The 18362-nt window shown below is 70.5% G+C and carries 16 protein-coding genes; 7 read left to right on the top strand and 9 right to left on the bottom strand.

Annotated features, from left to right (window positions below; translation table 11 throughout):
- Window positions 1–13: 13 nt before the first annotated feature.
- On the bottom strand, window positions 14–676 hold the full coding sequence (locus KGS77_RS17460) for a DUF4097 family beta strand repeat-containing protein (RefSeq protein ID WP_242582735.1): 663 nt from the start codon (window positions 674–676) through the stop codon (window positions 14–16).
- A 266-nt stretch (window positions 677–942) separates the two neighbouring features.
- Between KGS77_RS17460 and KGS77_RS17455 the strand changes: the two genes are divergently transcribed.
- On the top strand, window positions 943–1677 hold the full coding sequence (locus KGS77_RS17455) for a helix-turn-helix domain-containing protein (protein WP_242587521.1): 735 nt from the start codon (window positions 943–945) through the stop codon (window positions 1675–1677).
- A 64-nt stretch (window positions 1678–1741) separates the two neighbouring features.
- Here the strand turns inward: KGS77_RS17455 and KGS77_RS17450 are convergent, their stop codons facing one another.
- Entirely contained in the window at window positions 1742–1936 is a 195-nt protein-coding gene (locus tag KGS77_RS17450) for a DUF397 domain-containing protein (RefSeq protein ID WP_242582723.1), read from the bottom strand.
- Between the two features lie 626 nt (window positions 1937–2562).
- Here KGS77_RS17450 and KGS77_RS17445 point away from each other — a divergent pair.
- Entirely contained in the window at window positions 2563–2739 is a 177-nt protein-coding gene (locus KGS77_RS17445; protein ID WP_242582721.1) for a hypothetical protein, read from the top strand.
- Between the two features lie 101 nt (window positions 2740–2840).
- Here the strand turns inward: KGS77_RS17445 and KGS77_RS17440 are convergent, their stop codons facing one another.
- The gene (locus KGS77_RS17440) at window positions 2841–4562 is read right to left on the bottom strand and encodes a mycolysin (RefSeq protein WP_242582719.1); all 1722 of its coding nucleotides are present in this window, start codon (window positions 4560–4562) and stop codon (window positions 2841–2843) included.
- 499 nt (window positions 4563–5061) lie between these two features.
- Between KGS77_RS17440 and KGS77_RS17435 the strand changes: the two genes are divergently transcribed.
- Window positions 5062–5928, top strand: coding sequence for a polysaccharide deacetylase family protein (locus KGS77_RS17435; protein WP_242582717.1), 867 nt, complete (start codon window positions 5062–5064; stop codon window positions 5926–5928).
- Window positions 5929–6027: 99 nt separating this feature from the next.
- Here KGS77_RS17435 and KGS77_RS17430 read toward each other — a convergent pair whose 3' ends face one another.
- The 3 genes from KGS77_RS17430 to pdhA are packed head-to-tail and all read right to left on the bottom strand — an operon-like array spanning window position 6028 to window position 9793.
- The gene (locus tag KGS77_RS17430) at window positions 6028–7569 is read right to left on the bottom strand and encodes a dihydrolipoamide acetyltransferase family protein (protein WP_242582714.1); all 1542 of its coding nucleotides are present in this window, start codon (window positions 7567–7569) and stop codon (window positions 6028–6030) included.
- Between the two features lie 23 nt (window positions 7570–7592).
- Window positions 7593–8576 (bottom strand): alpha-ketoacid dehydrogenase subunit beta, encoded by a 984-nt coding sequence (locus tag KGS77_RS17425; protein WP_242582712.1) that lies wholly within the window; start codon window positions 8574–8576, stop codon window positions 7593–7595.
- A 2-nt stretch (window positions 8577–8578) separates the two neighbouring features.
- Window positions 8579–9793: a pyruvate dehydrogenase (acetyl-transferring) E1 component subunit alpha gene (pdhA, locus tag KGS77_RS17420; protein ID WP_242582710.1), complete on the bottom strand. Its 1215-nt coding sequence runs from the start codon at window positions 9791–9793 to the stop codon at window positions 8579–8581.
- A gap of 326 nt (window positions 9794–10119) precedes the next feature.
- Between pdhA and KGS77_RS17415 the strand changes: the two genes are divergently transcribed.
- The 3 genes from KGS77_RS17415 (at window position 10120) to KGS77_RS17405 (ending at window position 12603) form a co-directional block, all read left to right on the top strand.
- Entirely contained in the window at window positions 10120–10782 is a 663-nt protein-coding gene (locus KGS77_RS17415) for a response regulator transcription factor (protein WP_242582706.1), read from the top strand.
- A 324-nt stretch (window positions 10783–11106) separates the two neighbouring features.
- Complete coding sequence (locus KGS77_RS17410) at window positions 11107–11523, top strand: pyridoxamine 5'-phosphate oxidase family protein (protein ID WP_242582702.1); 417 nt, start codon at window positions 11107–11109, stop codon at window positions 11521–11523.
- A 33-nt stretch (window positions 11524–11556) separates the two neighbouring features.
- On the top strand, window positions 11557–12603 hold the full coding sequence (locus KGS77_RS17405) for a phosphotransferase (RefSeq protein WP_242582700.1): 1047 nt from the start codon (window positions 11557–11559) through the stop codon (window positions 12601–12603).
- A gap of 101 nt (window positions 12604–12704) precedes the next feature.
- Here KGS77_RS17405 and KGS77_RS17400 read toward each other — a convergent pair whose 3' ends face one another.
- On the bottom strand, window positions 12705–14351 hold the full coding sequence (locus KGS77_RS17400) for a protein kinase (RefSeq protein WP_242582697.1): 1647 nt from the start codon (window positions 14349–14351) through the stop codon (window positions 12705–12707).
- 476 nt (window positions 14352–14827) lie between these two features.
- Here KGS77_RS17400 and KGS77_RS17395 point away from each other — a divergent pair, with 476 nt between their 5' ends.
- Complete coding sequence (locus KGS77_RS17395; protein WP_242582684.1) at window positions 14828–16558, top strand: protein kinase; 1731 nt, start codon at window positions 14828–14830, stop codon at window positions 16556–16558.
- A 122-nt stretch (window positions 16559–16680) separates the two neighbouring features.
- On the opposite strand, the gene KGS77_RS17390 is transcribed toward KGS77_RS17395, so the two are convergent.
- Window positions 16681–17250 carry a bacterial proteasome activator family protein gene (locus KGS77_RS17390; RefSeq protein ID WP_242582682.1) on the bottom strand — a complete coding sequence of 190 codons (570 nt, stop codon included), beginning with the start codon at window positions 17248–17250 and terminating at the stop codon, window positions 16681–16683.
- A 139-nt stretch (window positions 17251–17389) separates the two neighbouring features.
- Complete coding sequence (locus KGS77_RS17385; RefSeq protein ID WP_242582680.1) at window positions 17390–18319, bottom strand: hypothetical protein; 930 nt, start codon at window positions 18317–18319, stop codon at window positions 17390–17392.
- Between the last annotated feature and the right edge of the window lie 43 nt (window positions 18320–18362).

The raw sequence follows: 18362 nt of genomic DNA, 5'->3' as shown, positions 1-18362 counted from the left end.
TGTGGGGAGCAGGTCAGAGGCTGCGGGCGGTGATGTCGCCGTTGGGGGTGGTGGCGCGGATGTCGAGACCGGCGGTGCCGTCGTTCTTGAGGGCGTTGTTGATACGGCCGTGGCTGGTGCCCGCGTCCAGAGAGGCACTGACTCCGCGGGATGCGGCGACGGTGATGTCACCGGACCGGGTGCTGAGTACGACCGTGCCGCCCATGGCCTCGGCGATCCGGATGTCGCCCCTCGCGGTGCTGATCTCCGAGGCCCCGCCCAGTCGGCCGACCTCCACGTCGCCGTCGACCGCGGTCAGCCGGAGGCTCGCGGCCTCATCCACCTTGATCTGGCGGTACGCGCCCTCGAAGGCGACGTCGCCGAGGCGGCCGAGGGTACGGAGTTCGGTGCCCGCCGCCCTGCCCTCGACCCGGGAACCGGCGGGCAGCTTGACCGTCACCTCGACGGCCCCGGAGGGGCCGAGGTACTGGTTCTTCGCCGCGTTCTCGATCCGCAGGACCCCATCGGCGTAGTCGACCGTGGTCTGCTCCGCCGCCTTCACGTCACGCCCCTTCGCGGCGTTCGCGGGACGGACCTCGACCACGGTGTCGGCCCGGTCCGCGGCGATGAACTGGACACGTCCCGCGGGGACGGTCAGGACGGCGGAGATCGGGGCCGGGGTGTCGAACTTCTGCATCGTGCTCTCCCTTGTGCTGATGGGTCGCCGTTTCCGAACGATGGAAACGCTACGTTGCTTTCCAGGTATCAGCAACACCGACATTGCTTCAAAACAACATCTGCGCAGGTGAGTGGCTGCAAATCGTTGCAACGCCTTCACGCCTAACGCAATGACGAGACCACCGGTCGTTGCACTTACTAGGAGCTGAACGCTATGGTGAAGGCGTCGAGGAACACCGAGAAGCAGCACCCATGGACCACCTGTGGGGCATGAAGGGGGCCGTGATGCCGGGAGGCAGACTCACCCAGCAGGAGCGCCAGCAGATCGCGGCCGGGCTGTCCGACGGTTTGGCCTACGCCGAGATCGCCCGCCGTCTCGGCCGCCCGACCTCCACGATCACGCGTGAGGTGACGCGGAACGGCGGTCCCACCGGATACCGCGCCGACCTGGCCCACCGCGCCACCCAGCAGCGCACCCAACGACGCCGGCCGACCGCGCCCCAGGGGTCGCAGGCACTCCCGCAGCCGTACGGGCGCGACGCCGAGGCCGTACGCGACTACCAGGAGACGCTGACCACCGTCTTCATGACCTCGGGCCTGCCCAAGATGATGGCCCGGGTACTGGGCTGCCTCTACACCACCGACAGCGGCAGCCTCACCGCCTCCGAACTCGCCCAGCGCCTCCAGGTCAGCCCGGCGTCCATCTCCAAGGCGATCACGTTCCTGGAGGGCCTGGACCTCGTCCGCCGGGAACGCGACGAGCGCCGCCGCGAGCGCTATGTCGTGGACGACGACCTCTGGTACCAGTCGATGCTCCGCAGCGCCCGCGCCAACGACGAGTTCATCGAGACCGCCCGGCAGGGCGTCGGCATCCTCGGCCACGGCACCCCGGCCGCCCACCGCCTCGAAAACGCCGCCCGCTTCCTCGACTTCGTCAGCGAAGCGCTGATCCGCGCCGCCGAGCAGGGCCGCGAGGTCCTCTACACCAGAACCGAAACGCCCCCGGGCGACACCGCCTGATCGGCCCTCGACGGCCGGTCGGCGCCGTCTCCGCCGACACGGGGGTGGGCCGCCCGAGTCCCGTTCACCGAAATATGGAGCCGTCCTGCGCCACGGCTTCTTGGAAGGCCGCCCACTCGGCCGCCCCGAAACGGAGTATGGGGCCGTCCGGATCTTTGGAGTCCCGGACCGCGACCTCTCCCGGGTTGTTCATCGCTACCTCGACGCACTCGCCACTGAGGGTGCTGTGGCTGGACGTCACGAATGTGTACTCGGCCACGGCTCACGATTCCTTCCGGATACTCTCGATCAGCACGGTTGAGTCGTGTTGTGACAGGCTGAGCCGGGCGGCACGGTCGAATGACTCGGCGTACGCGGCTGATGCCTTCTCGTTCTCCACCCATACGGTAGCTGCACGGATCGCTGCGTAACCGGCTGTTCCGGGTACGGACGGTGATGAGCGGGATGACGCTGCGGATCGAGGTGAGTGATCCGGGGGCCGGGCGGCTGCCGCACGCGCGGCCCCCGGGGCGCCGGGACGGGTGGGCACGGGCTCGTGATCGTGATCGTGATCGTGATCGTGATCGTCGGGATGATCGCCGACCGGTGGGGGACGGAGGTGCGGGCGGCGGGGAAGACGGTGTGGGCGGAAGTTGATCTTTAGAGGGGCGGGGGGCGGCTGCCGGGTGTCGGTGCTCACCGCGTGACCGTAGACAGCGCGGTGACCGTAAACAGCGCGCCCGTCGGCGGCGCACTCTTTCGGGTTCTGCGCCTCAGGGTGGATGCCCTGTCCGACTTAAGGCTGACGTGAATATGTACCTGGCGCGTACGAGGACGGGGGGTTTCCCGTGACGTAATGGAAGGGGGGCCACCAGGCCCCGATCCGTACGTAAGGGGAGAGGACCCATGCAGCCCAGGACGAACGCCGGCCGCCGCACCCGCAACGCCACGCTGATCGTTCTGCTGATGGCCGCACTGTGGGCGGGAACCGCGCTGACCGCCGGCGCCACGCACGGCGACCGGTCGGCGCCGAACGGCCCGGTGGGGCCCCTGACCCGCGCGGTGGAGATCATCCGCGGGTAGTGCCGGGAGAGCCGTCACGGACGCGACGCACGGGGACCGGGCCGACAGTCGGCCCGGTCCCTGTGCGCGTGTGATCGACTACGGTGAGTCGTCGGAACCGGTCAGTACCAGATGGTGTGCTTCCAGATGATGTTCCGGGCCTTCGTACCGGTGTCCAGGCCGTAGGCGGGCCGGTCGGTGACGAAGTACTCGCGGAAGCTGGACTGGGGGTCCCGGGCCATCATGGAGTTGCTCTTCACCCAGCCGCCGTCGACCTGGGACCACAGGTCGACCAGCGCGGTGGCGACCCGCGCCTCGCAGGCGTCGCCCGGGTCGATGCCGCTCGTGGAGCGGTCGTTGGCCAGGTCCTGGGAGCCGCCGTTGCCCCAGTAGTAGGTCGTGTCGTTGAACGTGTGGAACGCCACCGCGTCGGCGAAGCCCTCGGTCCAGCCGCAGCTCGCGGAGGAGGTGCGGTTGACGTAGTGCGGTGAGCAGTTGCTCACCTGCGGCCACCAGCCCCGGTAGAGCTTGCCCATGAGGGCGTGACCCGCCTCGTGGATGGTGGTGTGCTCGGCGTCGGGGTCGTTGTCCGCGAGGTGGATCTTGTCCTCGCCGGACATCCAGTACGTGCCGTCGGTGGAGCCGGGGTACCACTGGACGGTGATCGGGGTGCAGCGGCCGTCCTGCTGGCTGCTCGCCCAGCAGTTGGTCGTGGAACCGCGGTTCCACCACAGCTTGTTGAGGGTGTCGAAGGCGTGCCAGGCGCGGCTCTGGCCGGTGTTGGCGTACACGTCGCCCAGGCTGATGCTGCGCGAGATGTTGTTCGCCGCGTACGAGGCGGTGGCGTAGAGGCCGTTGTTGCCGTCCACCACCGACCACATGCGGCCGGCCTGCGTCTGGAACTCCACCCAGGCGGCGGAGGTGACGGCGGTGGTCGGGGTGTAGCAGAGGTTGAACTTGCCGTTGCCGTTGCCGGTCATCCCCGTGGCGAGCTTCCGCGTGGCGCTGCCCGCGGTCGGCTTGCCCCACAGGGTGATGTTGGCGTTGCTGACCGGCTCGTCCCGGCTGGCCTTGCCGTTCCAGTCGCCGCCCTCGGAGGACTGGAAGCGGTTGCGGAAGGTGCCGCCGACGCAGACCTGGGCGCGCGCGGCCGGTGTCGAACCGGTCTTGGCACGGGCCGGGGGCGGAGTCTTGGGGGTGGTCTTGCGGGGCTTGCGCTGGCCAGGCCCGGGGCCCTGGACCTTGGTCGCACGGCCCTTGGTGACCGAGACTCCCTTGTCGGTGGAGCCCTTGGTGGTGCCGACGGTCAGTTCCACCGAGTCGTGTCCGGCGCGGCGCGGGTCGGGACGGTCGATGTCGCTGATGTCCGCCTGGATCTGGGCGGGCCCGGCGGCCACGGCCTTGACCTTCAGCTTGACGGAGCGGGTGCCGGGGGTGAGCGCCAGCTTCTGGCTGGTGCGCTGGCCGAAGGCGTCCGTGGTGGGCGCGGGGAGGCCGGAGTCGTCGTCGGCTATTCGCAGCGCGGGCGGCAGTTGGACGGACAGGCCGGCGTTCTTCACGTCCGCCTGTGCCTTGACGTCCACGGTCAGGGTGGCCTGCTGGCCGACGGCGGGCAGGTGGTCGAGGGAGGCGGTGACGCCGAGGCAGCTAAGAGGCGCTTCGGAGTGCTTGTCCGCGGAGCGGATCGTGCACGCGCCGGCCGGGGCGGCCTGATCGGCCGGGGCCGCCTTGCCCGCGAACGCGGACGGTACGACGACGATGGCGAGACAGGCGCCGACGCCTGCCAGTGCGGTCAGAGGGACGGGCTTGAGTATCCGTCTTTTCACGGCCCGTTTTCGGGACATGGGCAAACCTTTCCGCGGCGCACGCGGCCTGGATCCGGCCGACCGGATCCGGTGCACGCGGGCCCGCTGTGGGGGGCAGGGCACTGCTCCCGGGGCGCCGGTGCGTTCAACCAATCAATCGACCACTGGCCAAAGCAACACCCTGGGTGACAGAGGTCGAAACCATACACCGGTGGCCTGCGCATGTCATCATTCGGCGCAGAGCCTGGATCTGGTGCGAACTAGGGCCCTGGCCAGGCCATTTGCGCCATAACAGAAATGGCCGGTGTTTGTAATCACGGGTGCTGAGGGCTGACTCAAGCCGCATGCGCCGATTACACGTTGTGATGGCTGGGCTTCGACTCGGCGGCCCCGACCCCATCACCCGTACCTGCCGCCGGCTGCCGCAGCGGGCCCGCTTGACCTTCTCACTAATGGGAGCGTTCGATCATGCGTGCCATACGGAACCACACCACAGGGCCGGACGTGAGAAGTGCCGGCCGTACGGAGGTACAGGACGATGGACAACGAACTCTTCGACTACAGCCCGATCGTCGGACGTGAGCCGATCCACTGGCCCGGCGGCGCCCGCATCGCCTTCTACGTCGGCCTGAACGTCGAGCACTACCAGGTCGACCGGCCGTCGACGAGTATCTTCCCGGGTACGGCCGGACTCGCGCCGGACCCGCTGAACTACGGATGGCGCGACTACGGCCCACGGGTGGGCATCTGGCGGCTGATGGAGAGCCTGGACCGGCACGGGATACGGGCGAGCGTGATGCTCAACTCCGCCGTCACCGCCCACTACCCGCAGATCATCGAGGCGGGCCGGGCCCGGGACTGGGCGTGGATCGCCCACGGGCGGGACAACTCGACCTTCCAGGCCGACATGGCCCCCGAGGAGGAACGCGCCTTCCTGAAAGAGGTCGTGGAGACCATCGAGAAGGCCACCGGCCGGCGCCCGCGCGGCTGGCTCGGGCCGGCGCTCACCGAGACCTTCCGTACGCCGCAGATCCTCGCCGAACTGGGCCTGAGGTACGTGCTCGACTGGAGCAACGACGACCAGCCGTACCCGCTGAACGTGCCGGGGATGCTCAGCGTCCCGTACTCCATCGAGGTCAACGACATCAGCCTGTTCGTCGGCAAGAGCCTGAGCGGGCCGGACTTCGTCCAGATCGTCAAGGACCAACTGGAGCAGCTCTACGAGGACTCGGCGGACAGCGGGCGGGTGATGTCGCTGGTGCTGCATCCGTTCGTGATCAGCCAGCCGTTCCGGCACAAGTACCTGGACCAGGCACTCGAACACGTCGCCCAGCACCCCGGGGTGTGGCTGACGACCAGTGATGAGATCGCCGAGCACTACGCCCGTACGGCCTCGGGCCGGTAGGAACGGGCGACGGCCGGTGCCCGGTACGCGTACGGCGACGGCCGGTGCCCGGTACGCGCACGGCTGCGCGTACCGGGCACCGGCCGTTCGATATGCGCCCTACGCCCAGGTGATCAGGCGCTTGGGGTGCTCCAGGACCGCCGCGATGTCCGCGAGGACCTTGGAGCCCAGCTCGCCGTCGACCAGACGGTGGTCGAAGGAGAGCGCGAGGGTGGTGACGTGGCGCGGCTTGACCTTGCCCTTGTGGACCCACGGCTGGAGCTTGACCGCGCCGAAGGCCAGGATCGCCGACTCCCCCGGGTTGAGGATCGGCGTACCGGTGTCCACGCCGAAGACACCGACGTTGGTGATGGTCACCGTGCCGCCGGACATCGCGGCCGGGGTGGTACGGCCCTCGCGGGCGGTGGAGACCAGCTCGCTCAGCTCCTGGGCGAGCTGCGGGAGCGTCTTGGTGCCCGCGTCCTTGATGTTCGGCACGATCAGTCCGCGCGGGGTGGCCGCCGCGATGCCCAGGTTGACGTAGTCCTTGAGGACGATCTCCTGGTTGTCCTCGTCCCAGGCGGCGTTGATCTGCGGGTTGCGCTTGATGGCGACCAGCAGGGCCTTGGCGACGAGCAGCAGCGGGTTGACGCGCAGGCCGGCCATGTCCGGGTCCTGCTTGAGCTCCTGGACCAGCTTCATCGTGCGGGTGACATCGACCGTGACGAACTCGGTGACGTGCGGCGCGGTGAAGGCGCTGGCCACCATCGCCTGCGCGGTGGCCTTGCGGACCCCCTTGATGGGGATACGGGTCTCGCGCGCGGCGGTACGGGCCGCGTCGTCGGTGGCGGGCGCGGCGGGCGCGGCCGTCACGGTCCCTGTCGCCTCCGCGGGGGCCGCCGGTGCGGTGGCACTCGCCGCCGCGTGGACGTCCTCGCGGGTGATGACGCCGTCGGGGCCGGTCGGAAGGACCGTCGCCAAGTCGATGCCGAGGTCCTTGGCGAGCTTGCGGACCGGCGGCTTGGCCAGCGGGCGCGTACGGTCCGGGGCGGCGGCGACGGGGGCGGCAGCCGGTGCAGGGGAAGCCGGTGCCGGGGCCTGGGCCCCGTGCCCGTTGAACTCCGCCTGGACGGCCGCCGCCACGGACTGACGGGGCGCGGACGGCTGCGACGTCCCGGGCTGCGGCGTCCCGGGCTGCGGCGTCCCGGGCTGCGACGCGCCCGGCTGCGGCTTGCGGGCCCGGCGCTTGGTGGACGAGGGCGCCGCCCCGTACCCGACGAGTACGGCCTGCCGGCCCTGCGGCTCGGCCTCCTCCTCGCCGTTGTCGGCAGCGGCGCCGCCGGCCGGCACGTCGGACGCCGCGGGCTCCACGGTCTCCTGGGCGGGCCCGGCCCCCGGGTCGGTGTCCACCGAGATGATCGCCGTACCGACGTCGACGGTCACGCCCTCCTCGAAGCGGAGTTCGTGCACGACCCCGTCGTACGGAATGGGCAGTTCCACGGCCGCCTTGGCGGTCTCCACCTCGCAGACGACCTGCCCGTCGGTGACGGTGTCACCCGGCTGGACGTACCACTTGAGGATCTCCGCCTCGGTGAGTCCCTCGCCCACGTCGGGCATCTTGAACTCGCGGAAGCGCTGGTCTTTGGCGGTGCTTGCAGTCATGGTCACGACTCTCCTCGAAGCCCTCAGTACGCCAGCGCGCGGTCGACGGCGTCCAGCACCCGGTCCAGACCCGGCAGGTACTCCTCCTCCAGGCGGGACGGCGGGTAGGGCGAGTGGTAGCCGCCGACCCGCAGGACCGGCGCCTCCAGGTGGTAGAAGCACCGCTCCGTGATCCGGGCGGCGATCTCCGAACCCGTACCCAGGAAGACCGGCGCCTCGTGGACGACGACCAGCCGGCCGGTCTTCTCCACCGACGTCTGGACCGTGTCGAAGTCGATGGGCGAGATCGAGCGCAGGTCCACGACCTCCACCGACTTGCCCTCCTCGGCGGCCACCTTGGCGGCGTCCAGGCACACCTTGACCATCGGGCCGTACGCGGCGAGCGTCAGGTCCGTGCCGGTCCGGGCGACGCGGGCCTTGTGCAGCGGCTCGGGGATGGCCTCGGTGTCCAGCGGCGACTTGTCGTGGTAGCGGCGCTTGGGCTCGAAGTAGATGACCGGGTCGTCGCCCGCGATGGCCTGCTGGAGCATCCAGTAGGCGTCCGAGGAATTGGAGGGGGAGACCACCTTCAGGCCCGCGACGTGCGCGAACAGCGCCTCGGGGGACTCGGAGTGGTGCTCGACCGCGCCGATGCCGCCGCCGTAGGGGATGCGGACGACGACGGGGACCTTGACCTTGCCCAGGGCGCGCGCGTGCATCTTGGCGAGCTGGGTGACGATCTGGTCGTACGCGGGGAAGACGAAGCCGTCGAACTGGATCTCCACGACCGGGCGGTAGCCGCGCAGGGCCATGCCGATCGCGGTGCCGACGATGCCGGACTCGGCGAGCGGGGTGTCGATGACCCGCTCCTCGCCGAAGTCCTTCTGGAGGCCGTCGGTGACGCGGAAGACGCCGCCGAGCTTGCCGACGTCCTCGCCCATGACGACGACCTTGGGGTCGGCCTCCATGGAAGCGCGCAGCGATGCGTTGATCGCCTTGGAGAGGGTGATCTTCTCGAAGACAGCCATGGTCAGTTCTCCTCCGCGGCGGTCTGCGCGTCGACGAATGAAGCCTGGTATTCGGCGAACTGGGCGCGCTCCTCGTCCACCAGCGCGTGCCCGTCGGCGTAGATGTTCTCGAAAAGCGCCATGGAGTCCGGGTCGGGCATGGAGCGCACGGTCTCGCGCACCCGCTTGCCCAGCGCCTCGCTCTCCTCCTCGACCGCGGCGTAGTACGCCTGGTCGGCGATGCCCTCGGCCTCCATGTACGTCTTCAGCCGCGCGATCGGGTCCTTGGCCTCCCACGCCTCGCGCTCCTCGTCGCGGCGGTAGCGCGTGGGGTCGTCGGACGTGGTGTGGGCACCCATGCGGTAGGTGAACGCCTCGATCAGCATCGGGCCCTCGCCGCCGCGCGCCCGCTCCAGCGCCGCCTTGGTCACGGCCAGGCACGCCAGGACGTCGTTGCCGTCCACCCGTACGCCGGGGAAGCCGAAGCCGCGGGCGCGCTGGTAGAGCGGGACGCGGGTCTGCTTCTCGGTGGGCTCGGAGATCGCCCACTGGTTGTTCTGGCAGAAGAAGACGACCGGGGCGTTGTAAACCGCGGAGAAGGTGAACGCCTCGGCCACGTCGCCCTGGCTGGAGGCGCCGTCACCGAAATAGGCGATGACGGCGGAGTCCGCGCCGTCCTTCTGGACGCCCATGGCGTAGCCGGTGGCGTGCAGGGTCTGCGAGCCGATGACGATGGTGTAGAGGTGGAAGTTGTTGCTGCTGGGGTCCCAGCCGCCGTTGTTCACCCCGCGGAACATGCCCAGCAGGTTCGTCGGGTCGACCCCGCGGCACCAGGCCACGCCGTGCTCACGGTAGGTCGGGAAGACGTAGTCGTCGTCGCGCAGCGCGCGCCCGGAGCCGATCTGGGCCGCCTCCTGGCCCAGCAGCGAGGCCCACAGGCCCAGCTCGCCCTGGCGCTGGAGCGTGGTGGCCTCCGCGTCGAAACGCCGGGTCAGCACCATGTCCCGGTACAGCCCGCGCAGTTCCTCGGCGGACAGGTCGATCGAGTAGTCCGGGTGCTCGACGCGCTTCCCCTCGGGGGTCAGCAGTTGTACGAGCTGGTGCTGCTCGGCATCGGCCGGCCCGGCCGCGGGCGCGTCCTGGGCCTTGGCGCCGGCCTTGCCGGGCGATGTCTTCTTTGCGGCGGTGCGCTTGCCGCTGCGGGTGGTTTTCCGCGCGGCAGTGCTCTCCACGGTCACGTGCTGCTCCTCCGTCTGTCCGGCCCCCGGGGTCCGCCGGCGGCCGTTTTGCGGCTCACCCGGTTCCGATACGGCGCACGGGGTGGGTGCGAACGCGGCCGGATCCGGATGGAACAAAGTGTCCCGGAAGTGGCCTGCCCATTGCACGGTACCCACTGCCGGAGCGTACGCAAAAACGGCTTTGACCTGCGATTTTGCTTGGATTTCCAAGTAAATCGCGAGGGGTGGGAACAACTCCTGGTCACAGCGTCGCAGGCCGCCGGGACAACGGCACGTTATATCGGTGACCTGGAGCACGGGAAGACTTGGTGTGTGAGACTGAGAACGTGCGCGTAGACGGAAAAATCACGGTATTCCTACTCGATGACCATGAAGTCGTCCGGCGTGGCGTCCACGAAATGCTGACCGTCGAGGACGACATCGAGGTCGTCGGCGAGGCCGGTACCGCCGCCGACGCACTGGTCAGGATTCCGGCCACCCGCCCGGACGTGGCCGTACTGGACGTCCGCCTCCCGGACGGCAGCGGGGTCGAGGTCTGCCGTGAGATCCGTTCCCAGGACGAGGACATCAAATGCCTGATGCTGACCTCTTTCGCGGACGACGAGGCGCTCTTCGACGCGATCATGGCCGGGGCCTCGGGGTACGTCCTGAAAGCGATCCGGGGCAATGAACTCCTGGCGGCCGTACGGGACGTGGCAGCCGGGAAGTCGCTGCTGGACCCGGTGGCCACGGCCCGCGTACTGGAGCGGCTGCGGGACGGCGGCGCGGGCGCCAAGGGCGACGACCGGCTGGCCGGCCTCACCGATCAGGAGCGCAGGATCCTCGACCTGATCGGCGAGGGACTGACCAACCGGGCCATCGGCGAGCGGCTGCACCTCGCCGAGAAGACGATCAAGAACTATGTCTCCAGCCTGCTGTCCAAGCTGGGAATGGAACGCCGGTCGCAGGCCGCCGCGTACGTGGCCCGCAGGCAGGCCGAGCGGGGCTGAGGGGTACGGACCGGGGGTGCCCAGACCCTCACGGTGGGGACCGTCACCCCGATGGAATACTCCATTCCGGTATTCGGCCGGGAAAGTTCAAAAGAATACAAAGAATTCCGCGGGGTGCGGGGGGAGCGTCGGCCGGAAGGCGGCCGGAAGGCGGCCGGGAAGGCCCGAGGGCGGTAGATCGGCAGGGCGCCTTGAGGTTGTCTTGAGGTTGCGTTGAGAATTCACCCTTCCCCGGCGCCCGCCACCGCATTCGGGACCTATGTCCCCACACCCAGGGGGCGGGTGTCCCTACTTCCTCCTTCCGCCGCGCGGCAGGGTGAAGACATGCCCATCGACGACCCCCGCGCCATCGAGCTGCTCCACCGCACCCCCTACGGGCGGGTGTCGGCCAGCCAGCGGGCACTGCCGTTCACCACCATCGCCCGGCACCTGGTCGTCGGCGACCGGATCGTGCTGCGGCTGCACCGCGGCCACGGCTACCACCACGCCCTGGACGGCAGCGTCGCCACGTACGAGGCCGACAACGTCCACGACGGCGAACCGGTGGCCTGGTCCGTCCAGTTCACCGGCACCGCGCGGCTGACCGACCCGGGCCCCGCCGAGCGCGCCCGGTTCGGCCGCGCGCCCCGGCTCGCGGACGGCGACCCCTTCGACCCGGTTTTCCTGGGCATAGAGCCGGAGTTCGCGCGCGTGCACTACCTCAGCGATGCCCCAGTGTTCCAGTACGAGCACTCTGTGTGACCCAAGTGATGCACGTGATCTAACATCTGGCGCGTGCTGCGCTCATCCGCTGTCCGCACGGTGACGACGCCCGACGGACGCTCCCTCGGCTCCCTGCTGCGCCGCTACGAAGGCGCCGGGGAGCCGTTGTCGTGCGAACCGGTCGCCGAGGGCCTGCTCAACCGCGGCTACCGCCTGGCCACCACCCGCGGTCGCTTCTTCCTCAAGCACCACCTGGACGGGGACCGCACCGCCATCGCCCGGCAGCACCGCGCCACCCTCAGACTCGACGCCCTCGGGCTGCCCGTCGCCCCGCCGCTGGCCGCCGCCGACGGCCGTACCGTCGCCGTCGTGGACGACCGCTGCTACGCCCTGCACCCCTGGGTCGAGGGCCGGCACCGCGACGGGGCGGCGCTGTCCCGGGTCCAGTCGCGGCGGCTGGGCGCCCTCCTGGGGCGCGTACACACCTCGCTGGACCACGTCATAGCTGACGACCCGGCCTGCGGCCCCACGAGGCCGTACGAGCCCGCCGTGGCCGATCCCCGGCGGACCTTCGAGGTCATCGACGAGCTGCTGGCGCTGGCCCGCGGCAGCCGCCCCCGCACCAGCTTCGACGAGCTGGCCGAACACCGGCTGCTGGAGCGGCGGGCCCTGCTGGAGCGCCAGGCACACCGCAGGCCGGACGCGGCGGCCCACCCGGCCACTGGGTGGGTGCACGGCGACTTCCACCCGCTGAACCTGCTCTACCGGGGCGCGGAGCCGGCCGCGATCGTGGACTGGGACCGGCTGGGCGTCCACCCCCGCGCCGAAGAGGCCGTACGCGCCGCAGCGATCTTCTTCGTACAGCCTTCGGGCACGCTGGACCTGCCGAAGGTACGGGCCTACGCGAGTGCCTACCGGCGCGTCTCCGGGGCCTGCGGTGCCGAACTGGCGGCGGCCGTCCACCGGGTGTGGTGGGAGCGGCTGAACGACTTCTGGATGCTCACCTGGCGCTACCGGCTGGGGGACCGGCGGGCCGACCCGCAGTTCCCGGCGGCGGCGGCGCTGGCGGTGTGGTGGACGCGCGAATACCGGGCGGTACGGGACGCGTTCACCTGCTGACGGGGCCTGGCCGACGGTCTGCTGACGGTGCCCGGGCCCCGACATGCCGACGGTGCCGTCGCCCTGGGCGAACGGCACCGTCCACTCCACGGCGTGAGGTCTCAGCCGGTCACGCCGCTCCCGTCGGTCGTGTCTCCCGCCGGGCCGCCGTTGTCCGTGCCCTTGTTGGTGTTCCCGGAGCTGCCGGACTGCCCGGTGCTGGTGTTGCCCGCGTTGTCGCCGTTGCCGCCGTCCGTGGTGCCCTGGCTGGTGTTGCCCTGGCTGGTGTTGCCGCCGTCGCCGCTGGTGGTCGGCGGGGGCGAGGAGGGCTTGTGCGTGGGCGGCGGGGTCGTCGACGGCTGCGTGGTGGGCCGCCAGGTCGGACGGTAGGTCGGACGGTGGGTGTACGTGCCCGAGTTGCCGCCCGTACCGCCGGGCTGGGTCTGCTGCTCCGTCGTCGGCGGCGGCGTCGACGGCTCGGCGGACTTCTCCGGCGTCGTCGGCGGGGCGGTGGTCTTCTTCTCCTTCTTGGGCGTCTCGGTCCCGCTGCCGGCCTGGCGCACGGCGAAGGCCACGCCGATCGCGACGGCGATCACGGCGAGCACCACGACCAGCACGATCTTGCCGCGCCCGCCGCTCCTGGCCGGGCCGCCATGGCTGCCGTCGTAGCCGCCGCCGTTCCGGTCCACCATGTTGGGCGGCAGCATCGGCTGGGCCGCGGTCTGGCCGTGGTCCGGGTGCGGCAGCGCGGTGGTCGCCGCCATGCTCCGGGTGGCGCCGTGCCCGCCCTCGTGGACGGCGACCGGGCCGGTGTTCCACACCCCGCCGCTGTGGCCGCCCTGGTCCTGGAGCATCTGCAGGGCGTACTGGACCAGCCCGCGCATCTCCTCCGCGGTCTGGAAACGGTCGTCCGGGTCCTTGGCCAGCGAGCGCATGACCAGGCCGTCCAGCTCCGGCGGCACCGAGTCCAGGACCTGGGACGGCGGCACCGGCATGTCCTGAACGTGCTGGTAGACCACCGACAGCGGGGTCTCGCCGGTGAACGGCGGGCGCAGGGCCAGCAGTTCGTACAGCAGACAGCCCGTGGCGTACAGGTCGGAGCGGGTGTCCACGGTCTTGCCGAGCGCCTGCTCCGGGGAGAGGTACTGCGGCGTGCCCATGACCATGCCGGTCTGGGTCATCGTCGAGGCCGCGCCGTGCAGCGCGCGGGCGATGCCGAAGTCCATGACCTTGACGGCGCCGCTGTTCGTGATGATGACGTTGGCCGGCTTGATGTCCCGGTGCACGATGCCGTGCTGGTGGCTGTAGGCCAGCGCCTCCAGCACCCCCGAGACGATGATCAGGGCCTGGTCCGGCGGCGGCGCGTCCGCGTTGAGCAGCAGGTCGCGGATGGTACGGCCCTCGACCAGCTCCATGACGATGTAGGGGACGGTCTTGCCGCCCGCGTAGTCCTCGCCGGAGTCGTACACGGCCACCACCGCGTGGTGGTTCAGGCCCGCGACGGACTGCGCCTCACGGGTGAAGCGCGCCTTGGAGACCGGGTCCTCCGCCAGGTCGGCCCGCAGCAGCTTCACCGCGACGGTGCGCCCCAGCCGTACGTCCTCGGCCGCGAACACCTCGGCCATGCCACCGCGGCCGAGCCGGTGCGTGAGCCGGTAGCGGCCGTCGCCCACCAAGCCGCCGTTGCCCCACATCTCCGGTGCGTCGGGGATATTGGAGCCGGTGGCGTCAGGATCGGACGGGCCCTGGGGGCTCTGCGTCGGTGCCATCGGTCCTCGCCGTCGAATCGATCCGCGTCATACGCGGTAAGGTCTCGGTCTTCGCTAGAGCACGCTACAGGCTCCGCGGTGCGCGCCGGTCCCCGATGACCCGGCCGACGAGCCTTGCCACGCCCCAGTCTCTCAAGTTCTCCCGCGATGGCGAAGCCGCCCATACCGGCACGAAACCATCGCGATCACCTGGGGGAACCTGCCGGTAACCCGCGGGTAACCCGACAGGAATCCGTCGGGAACTTGTTGCGAACGCCGTTTCGATTCGTCACGGACGTCCCGGAGTCGTGACCGGATCTTGCACATCTGGTCACGGAACGGGCACACAGCTTGACGTGTCAGTGCCCTGGGGCAGACTGGGCAGCGATATTCCAGATACTGAATCAAACAATTGATGCAGAGGTATCCCCAGAGGTATCTCCACATTACGTACGGGCACAGCGAGCCGGAAGGCACGCCGAGGGGGAAGCGCAACCATGAGCCAGGACGGCGCTCAGGGCCGATACGAGGGCCGTTCGGTCGGCGGGGGACGCTACCAACTCCGCGACCTTCTCGGTGAGGGCGGCATGGCCTCGGTCCACCTCGCCTACGACAGCGTGCTGGACCGCGAGGTCGCGATCAAGACGCTGCACACCGAGCTGGGGCGCGAGGCGGCCTTCCGCGAGCGGTTCCGGCGCGAGGCGCAGGCCGTCGCCAAGCTCACCCACACCAACATCGTCTCGGTCTTCGACTCCGGTGAGGACGAGCTGGACGGCGGCATGGTGCCGTACATCGTCATGGAGTACGTCTCCGGGCGCCCGCTGCGCGGTGAGCTGGACCACGACATCGCCGAACACGGCGCGATGCCGACGGAAAAAGCCCTGAAGATCACTGCCGACGTGCTGGCGGCCCTGGAGGCCAGCCACGAAATGGGCCTGGTCCACCGCGACATCAAGCCCGGCAACGTGATGATGACCAAGCGCGGCGTCGTCAAGGTCATGGACTTCGGCATCGCCCGCGCCATGCAGTCCGGTGTCACGTCCATGACCCAGACCGGCATGGTCGTCGGCACCCCGCAGTACCTCTCCCCCGAGCAGGCGCTGGGCCGCGGCGTGGACGCCCGCTCCGACCTGTACTCGGTCGGCATCATGCTCTTCGAGCTGCTGACCGGCCAGCTCCCCTTCGACGCGGACTCCCCGCTGGCCATCGCCTACGCGCATGTCCAGGAGGAGCCGCCGGTGCCCTCCAGCATCAACCGCTCGGTGCCGCCCGCGGTGGACGCGCTGGTGGCCCGGGCACTGAAGAAGAACCCCAACGAACGCTTCCCGACCGCCGACGCCATGCGCGAGGAGTGCCTGCGGGTCGCCGGGAGCGGGCAGACCGGGGCGACGCCGCTGATCATCAGCGAGGGCCCGCGGGCCCGTACGAGCGGCTCCTCGGTGTCCTCCGCGGTCTTCCCCACCGCGACGGGCAATCCGCAGACCCCGGCGCCGCCGAGCGTCCAGACGCCGTACCAGCCGACGCAGGCCGTCTCCGGGGGCCTGTCCGGGGGCATGTCCGGAGGCTTCGGCCCCTCGGCGCCGACCCCGCCGCCGGCCAACAGCCCCTTCCCCGCTCCCGGGCCCGGTCCGGTGGGCGCCCAGACCCCGGCACCGTCCCCCGCGTTCAACAGCGGCTTCCCGACCCCGGCGCCGTCCTACGCGGCGCCCACGACGCCCACCCCGGTCGTCACCGGCGGCGGGGGCGGGTCGCGCAGCGGCAAGAGCAACGCTCCGGTCATCGTCATCTCGGCAGTCGTCGGTGTCGTGGTGGTCACCGCGATAGCCATCGGCATCGGGCTGAGCGCCGGAGGCGGCAAGGACAAGCCGATCGGCGGCGGCAGCGTCACATCGTCGTACACCCCGTACTCCTACTCGCCGCCGGCCTCGCCCACCCAGACGAGGAGGCCGCCGGACGAGTGGTCGCCGGTCGACCCGTCCGAGTGCACCAACGCCCGGCCGTACTACAGCGACAAGAACAAGATCTACATGCCGCACTTCAAGCTCAAGAACGTGGAGTCGGTGAAGAAGTGCATCTCCGCGGCGGGCTGGAAGGTCCACGTCACGGAGGCGCCTGACACGCTGTGGGGCCAGGGCACGGTCACCAAGCAGTCGCCCGAGTTCTTCTCGGCGTTCGACCCGAAGACCGAGCGGATCGAACTGACGGTGTCCAACGGGTACTCGCCCTGAGTCGTACGGGCTTGTAAGGGGAGGGCCCGGTGCGCGGGTGCGCATCGGGCCCTTCTCCTGTGTGTGGTTACTGCCGGCCACCGGCGGCGCGGTTACTGCCGGCTACCGGCTGCGCTCCGGTCCTAGAGGTACGGGCCGGAGCGGGCGCCGCCGGTGCGGCCGGGGCCCTTGTCGCCGGCGTCCTCGGCGGGCACGGCGCCGGGCGGCAGGGCGCGGCGCATCTGTTCCAACTGGGCGCGGGCGGCCATCTGCTGGGCGAACAGCGCGGTCTGGATGCCGTGGAAGAGGCCCTCCAGCCAGCCCACCAACTGCGCCTGGGCGATGCGCAGTTCGGCGTCGGTGGGCACCGTGTCGTCGGTGAAGGGCAGGGAGAGCCGCTCCAGTTCCTCGACCAGCTCGGGCGCCAGCCCGTCCTCCAGCTCCTTGACCGAGCTGGAGTGGATCTCCTTGAGCCGGACGCGGCTCGCCTCGTCCAGGGGAGCGGCCTTCACCTCCTCCAGCAACTGCTTGATCATGCTGCCGATGCGCATGACCTTCGCGGGCTGTTCGACCATGTCCGTCACGGGAACCTCGCGGGGCTCGTCGTCGCCGTCCCCGCCACCGGGCCCGGCACTGCCGAGAGCCATTCCGTCCGGGCCGACAACCAGGACGTGCGGGCTCTCCTGCGACCGTTCGTTCATCGGCATATCCATGCCGCCATTCTCTCGTACAGATGACTAGGAACGGTTGTGCCCCCGCGGGAAGGTGATCCACCCTTCCGCAGAAGTGACTTCGAAACGCGTCGTGGTCCTTGCGCCGTGTCGTGATCCTTGCCGTGATCCCTGCGCCCCGTCAGCCGCGGCGCAGGCGCAGGCCGATGAAGGCGAGGCCGAGGCCGGTGAGGGCCAGCCCGGCGCCGAGCGGGAGCACGCGCTGGACGGGCTCCCGGTACTCCGGCGTGGCGCTCTCATAGGGGACCTGACCGAACGGGTCGTAGTTGTACGGGGCGTGGTGGTGCGGGGCGTGGCGGTTCGGGGCGTGGTGGTTCGGGGCGTCGCGGTATAGGTCGTGGCGGTACGGGTTCCGCCCGTACGGGGGACGGGCTCCGTACGGGCGGTGCCTCTTGGGCGCCACGCGGAACTGGAGCGGCGGCACCGGTCCGTACCGGCGCCTGACCGGCCGCCCGGCCGTGGACGCGGAGCGGCGGGGCGAGGAGGACACCGACCGCGGTGCGGACGGGGACTCCGGGAAGCCCGCCGCCAGGGGCGGGGCGGAGGAGGGGACGGGGGGCCCTGGCGACAGCGGCTCATGTTGGGGCGGGTAGCGGCCGGGGGCGAACCCGAGGGCCGGGAGAAGGCCGAGGCCGAGGTCCAGGCCGGGACCGTAGCCGGTGCCGGAGTCCGGTTCGGTGCCGGGGGGTGTGCCGCGTTCCGGGCCGTGGTGGTTCGGGGGTGCGGCGGAACCGGGGTCCGGGGGACGCGAAAGGGGAGCGCGGTCGGCCTCCGGGACGCGAGCGCGGTCGGCCTCCGGGGGGCGCGGTGGGGCTTCGCGGTGGCCCGGGTGCCCGCGCCCCTGTCCCGCCCGGCTGCCGGCCAGGGCCGGGGCGTCGGATGCGGGGTCGGGGGCGGAACCGGGACCGCCGGGGTTCTCCGTGTCCTCCCGTGGCTCCGGGGCCGTCGGAGAGGTCACCGGTGCCGCCGCGGACGCCGTCGGCGGCACCGGCAGCAGCACGGCGGCGACCAGAAGGCCGGCCGCGATGCGCGCGTTAAGCCCTGAGTACACGCCCCTGCCCCTTTCGTCCGGAGCCACCGGGAAACGTACTCAG

The organism is Streptomyces sp. MST-110588 (assembly GCF_022695595.1).
GTDB lineage: Bacteria > Actinomycetota > Actinomycetes > Streptomycetales > Streptomycetaceae > Streptomyces.
The sequence above is the reverse complement of the archived record's forward strand: the minus strand, read 5'-3'. Positions and strand labels throughout refer to the sequence as shown.

Bases quoted from the DNA above. Each gene is read 5' to 3' on its own strand.
- KGS77_RS17410 (WP_242582702.1), top strand. From the start codon at position 11,107: ATGCCCATCGACGACCCCCGCGCCATCGAGCTGCTCCACCGCACCCCC.
- KGS77_RS17460 (WP_242582735.1), bottom strand. From the start codon at position 676: ATGCAGAAGTTCGACACCCCGGCCCCGATCTCCGCCGTCCTGACCGTC.
- KGS77_RS17430 (WP_242582714.1), bottom strand. From the start codon at position 7,569: ATGACTGCAAGCACCGCCAAAGACCAGCGCTTCCGCGAGTTCAAGATG.
- KGS77_RS17455 (WP_242587521.1), top strand. From the start codon at position 943: ATGCCGGGAGGCAGACTCACCCAGCAGGAGCGCCAGCAGATCGCGGCC.
- KGS77_RS17445 (WP_242582721.1), top strand. From the start codon at position 2,563: ATGCAGCCCAGGACGAACGCCGGCCGCCGCACCCGCAACGCCACGCTG.
- KGS77_RS17395 (WP_242582684.1), top strand. From the start codon at position 14,828: ATGAGCCAGGACGGCGCTCAGGGCCGATACGAGGGCCGTTCGGTCGGC.
- KGS77_RS17435 (WP_242582717.1), top strand. From the start codon at position 5,062: ATGGACAACGAACTCTTCGACTACAGCCCGATCGTCGGACGTGAGCCG.
- KGS77_RS17440 (WP_242582719.1), bottom strand. From the start codon at position 4,562: ATGTCCCGAAAACGGGCCGTGAAAAGACGGATACTCAAGCCCGTCCCT.
- KGS77_RS17400 (WP_242582697.1), bottom strand. From the start codon at position 14,351: ATGGCACCGACGCAGAGCCCCCAGGGCCCGTCCGATCCTGACGCCACC.
- KGS77_RS17390 (WP_242582682.1), bottom strand. From the start codon at position 17,250: ATGGATATGCCGATGAACGAACGGTCGCAGGAGAGCCCGCACGTCCTG.
- KGS77_RS17425 (WP_242582712.1), bottom strand. From the start codon at position 8,576: ATGGCTGTCTTCGAGAAGATCACCCTCTCCAAGGCGATCAACGCATCG.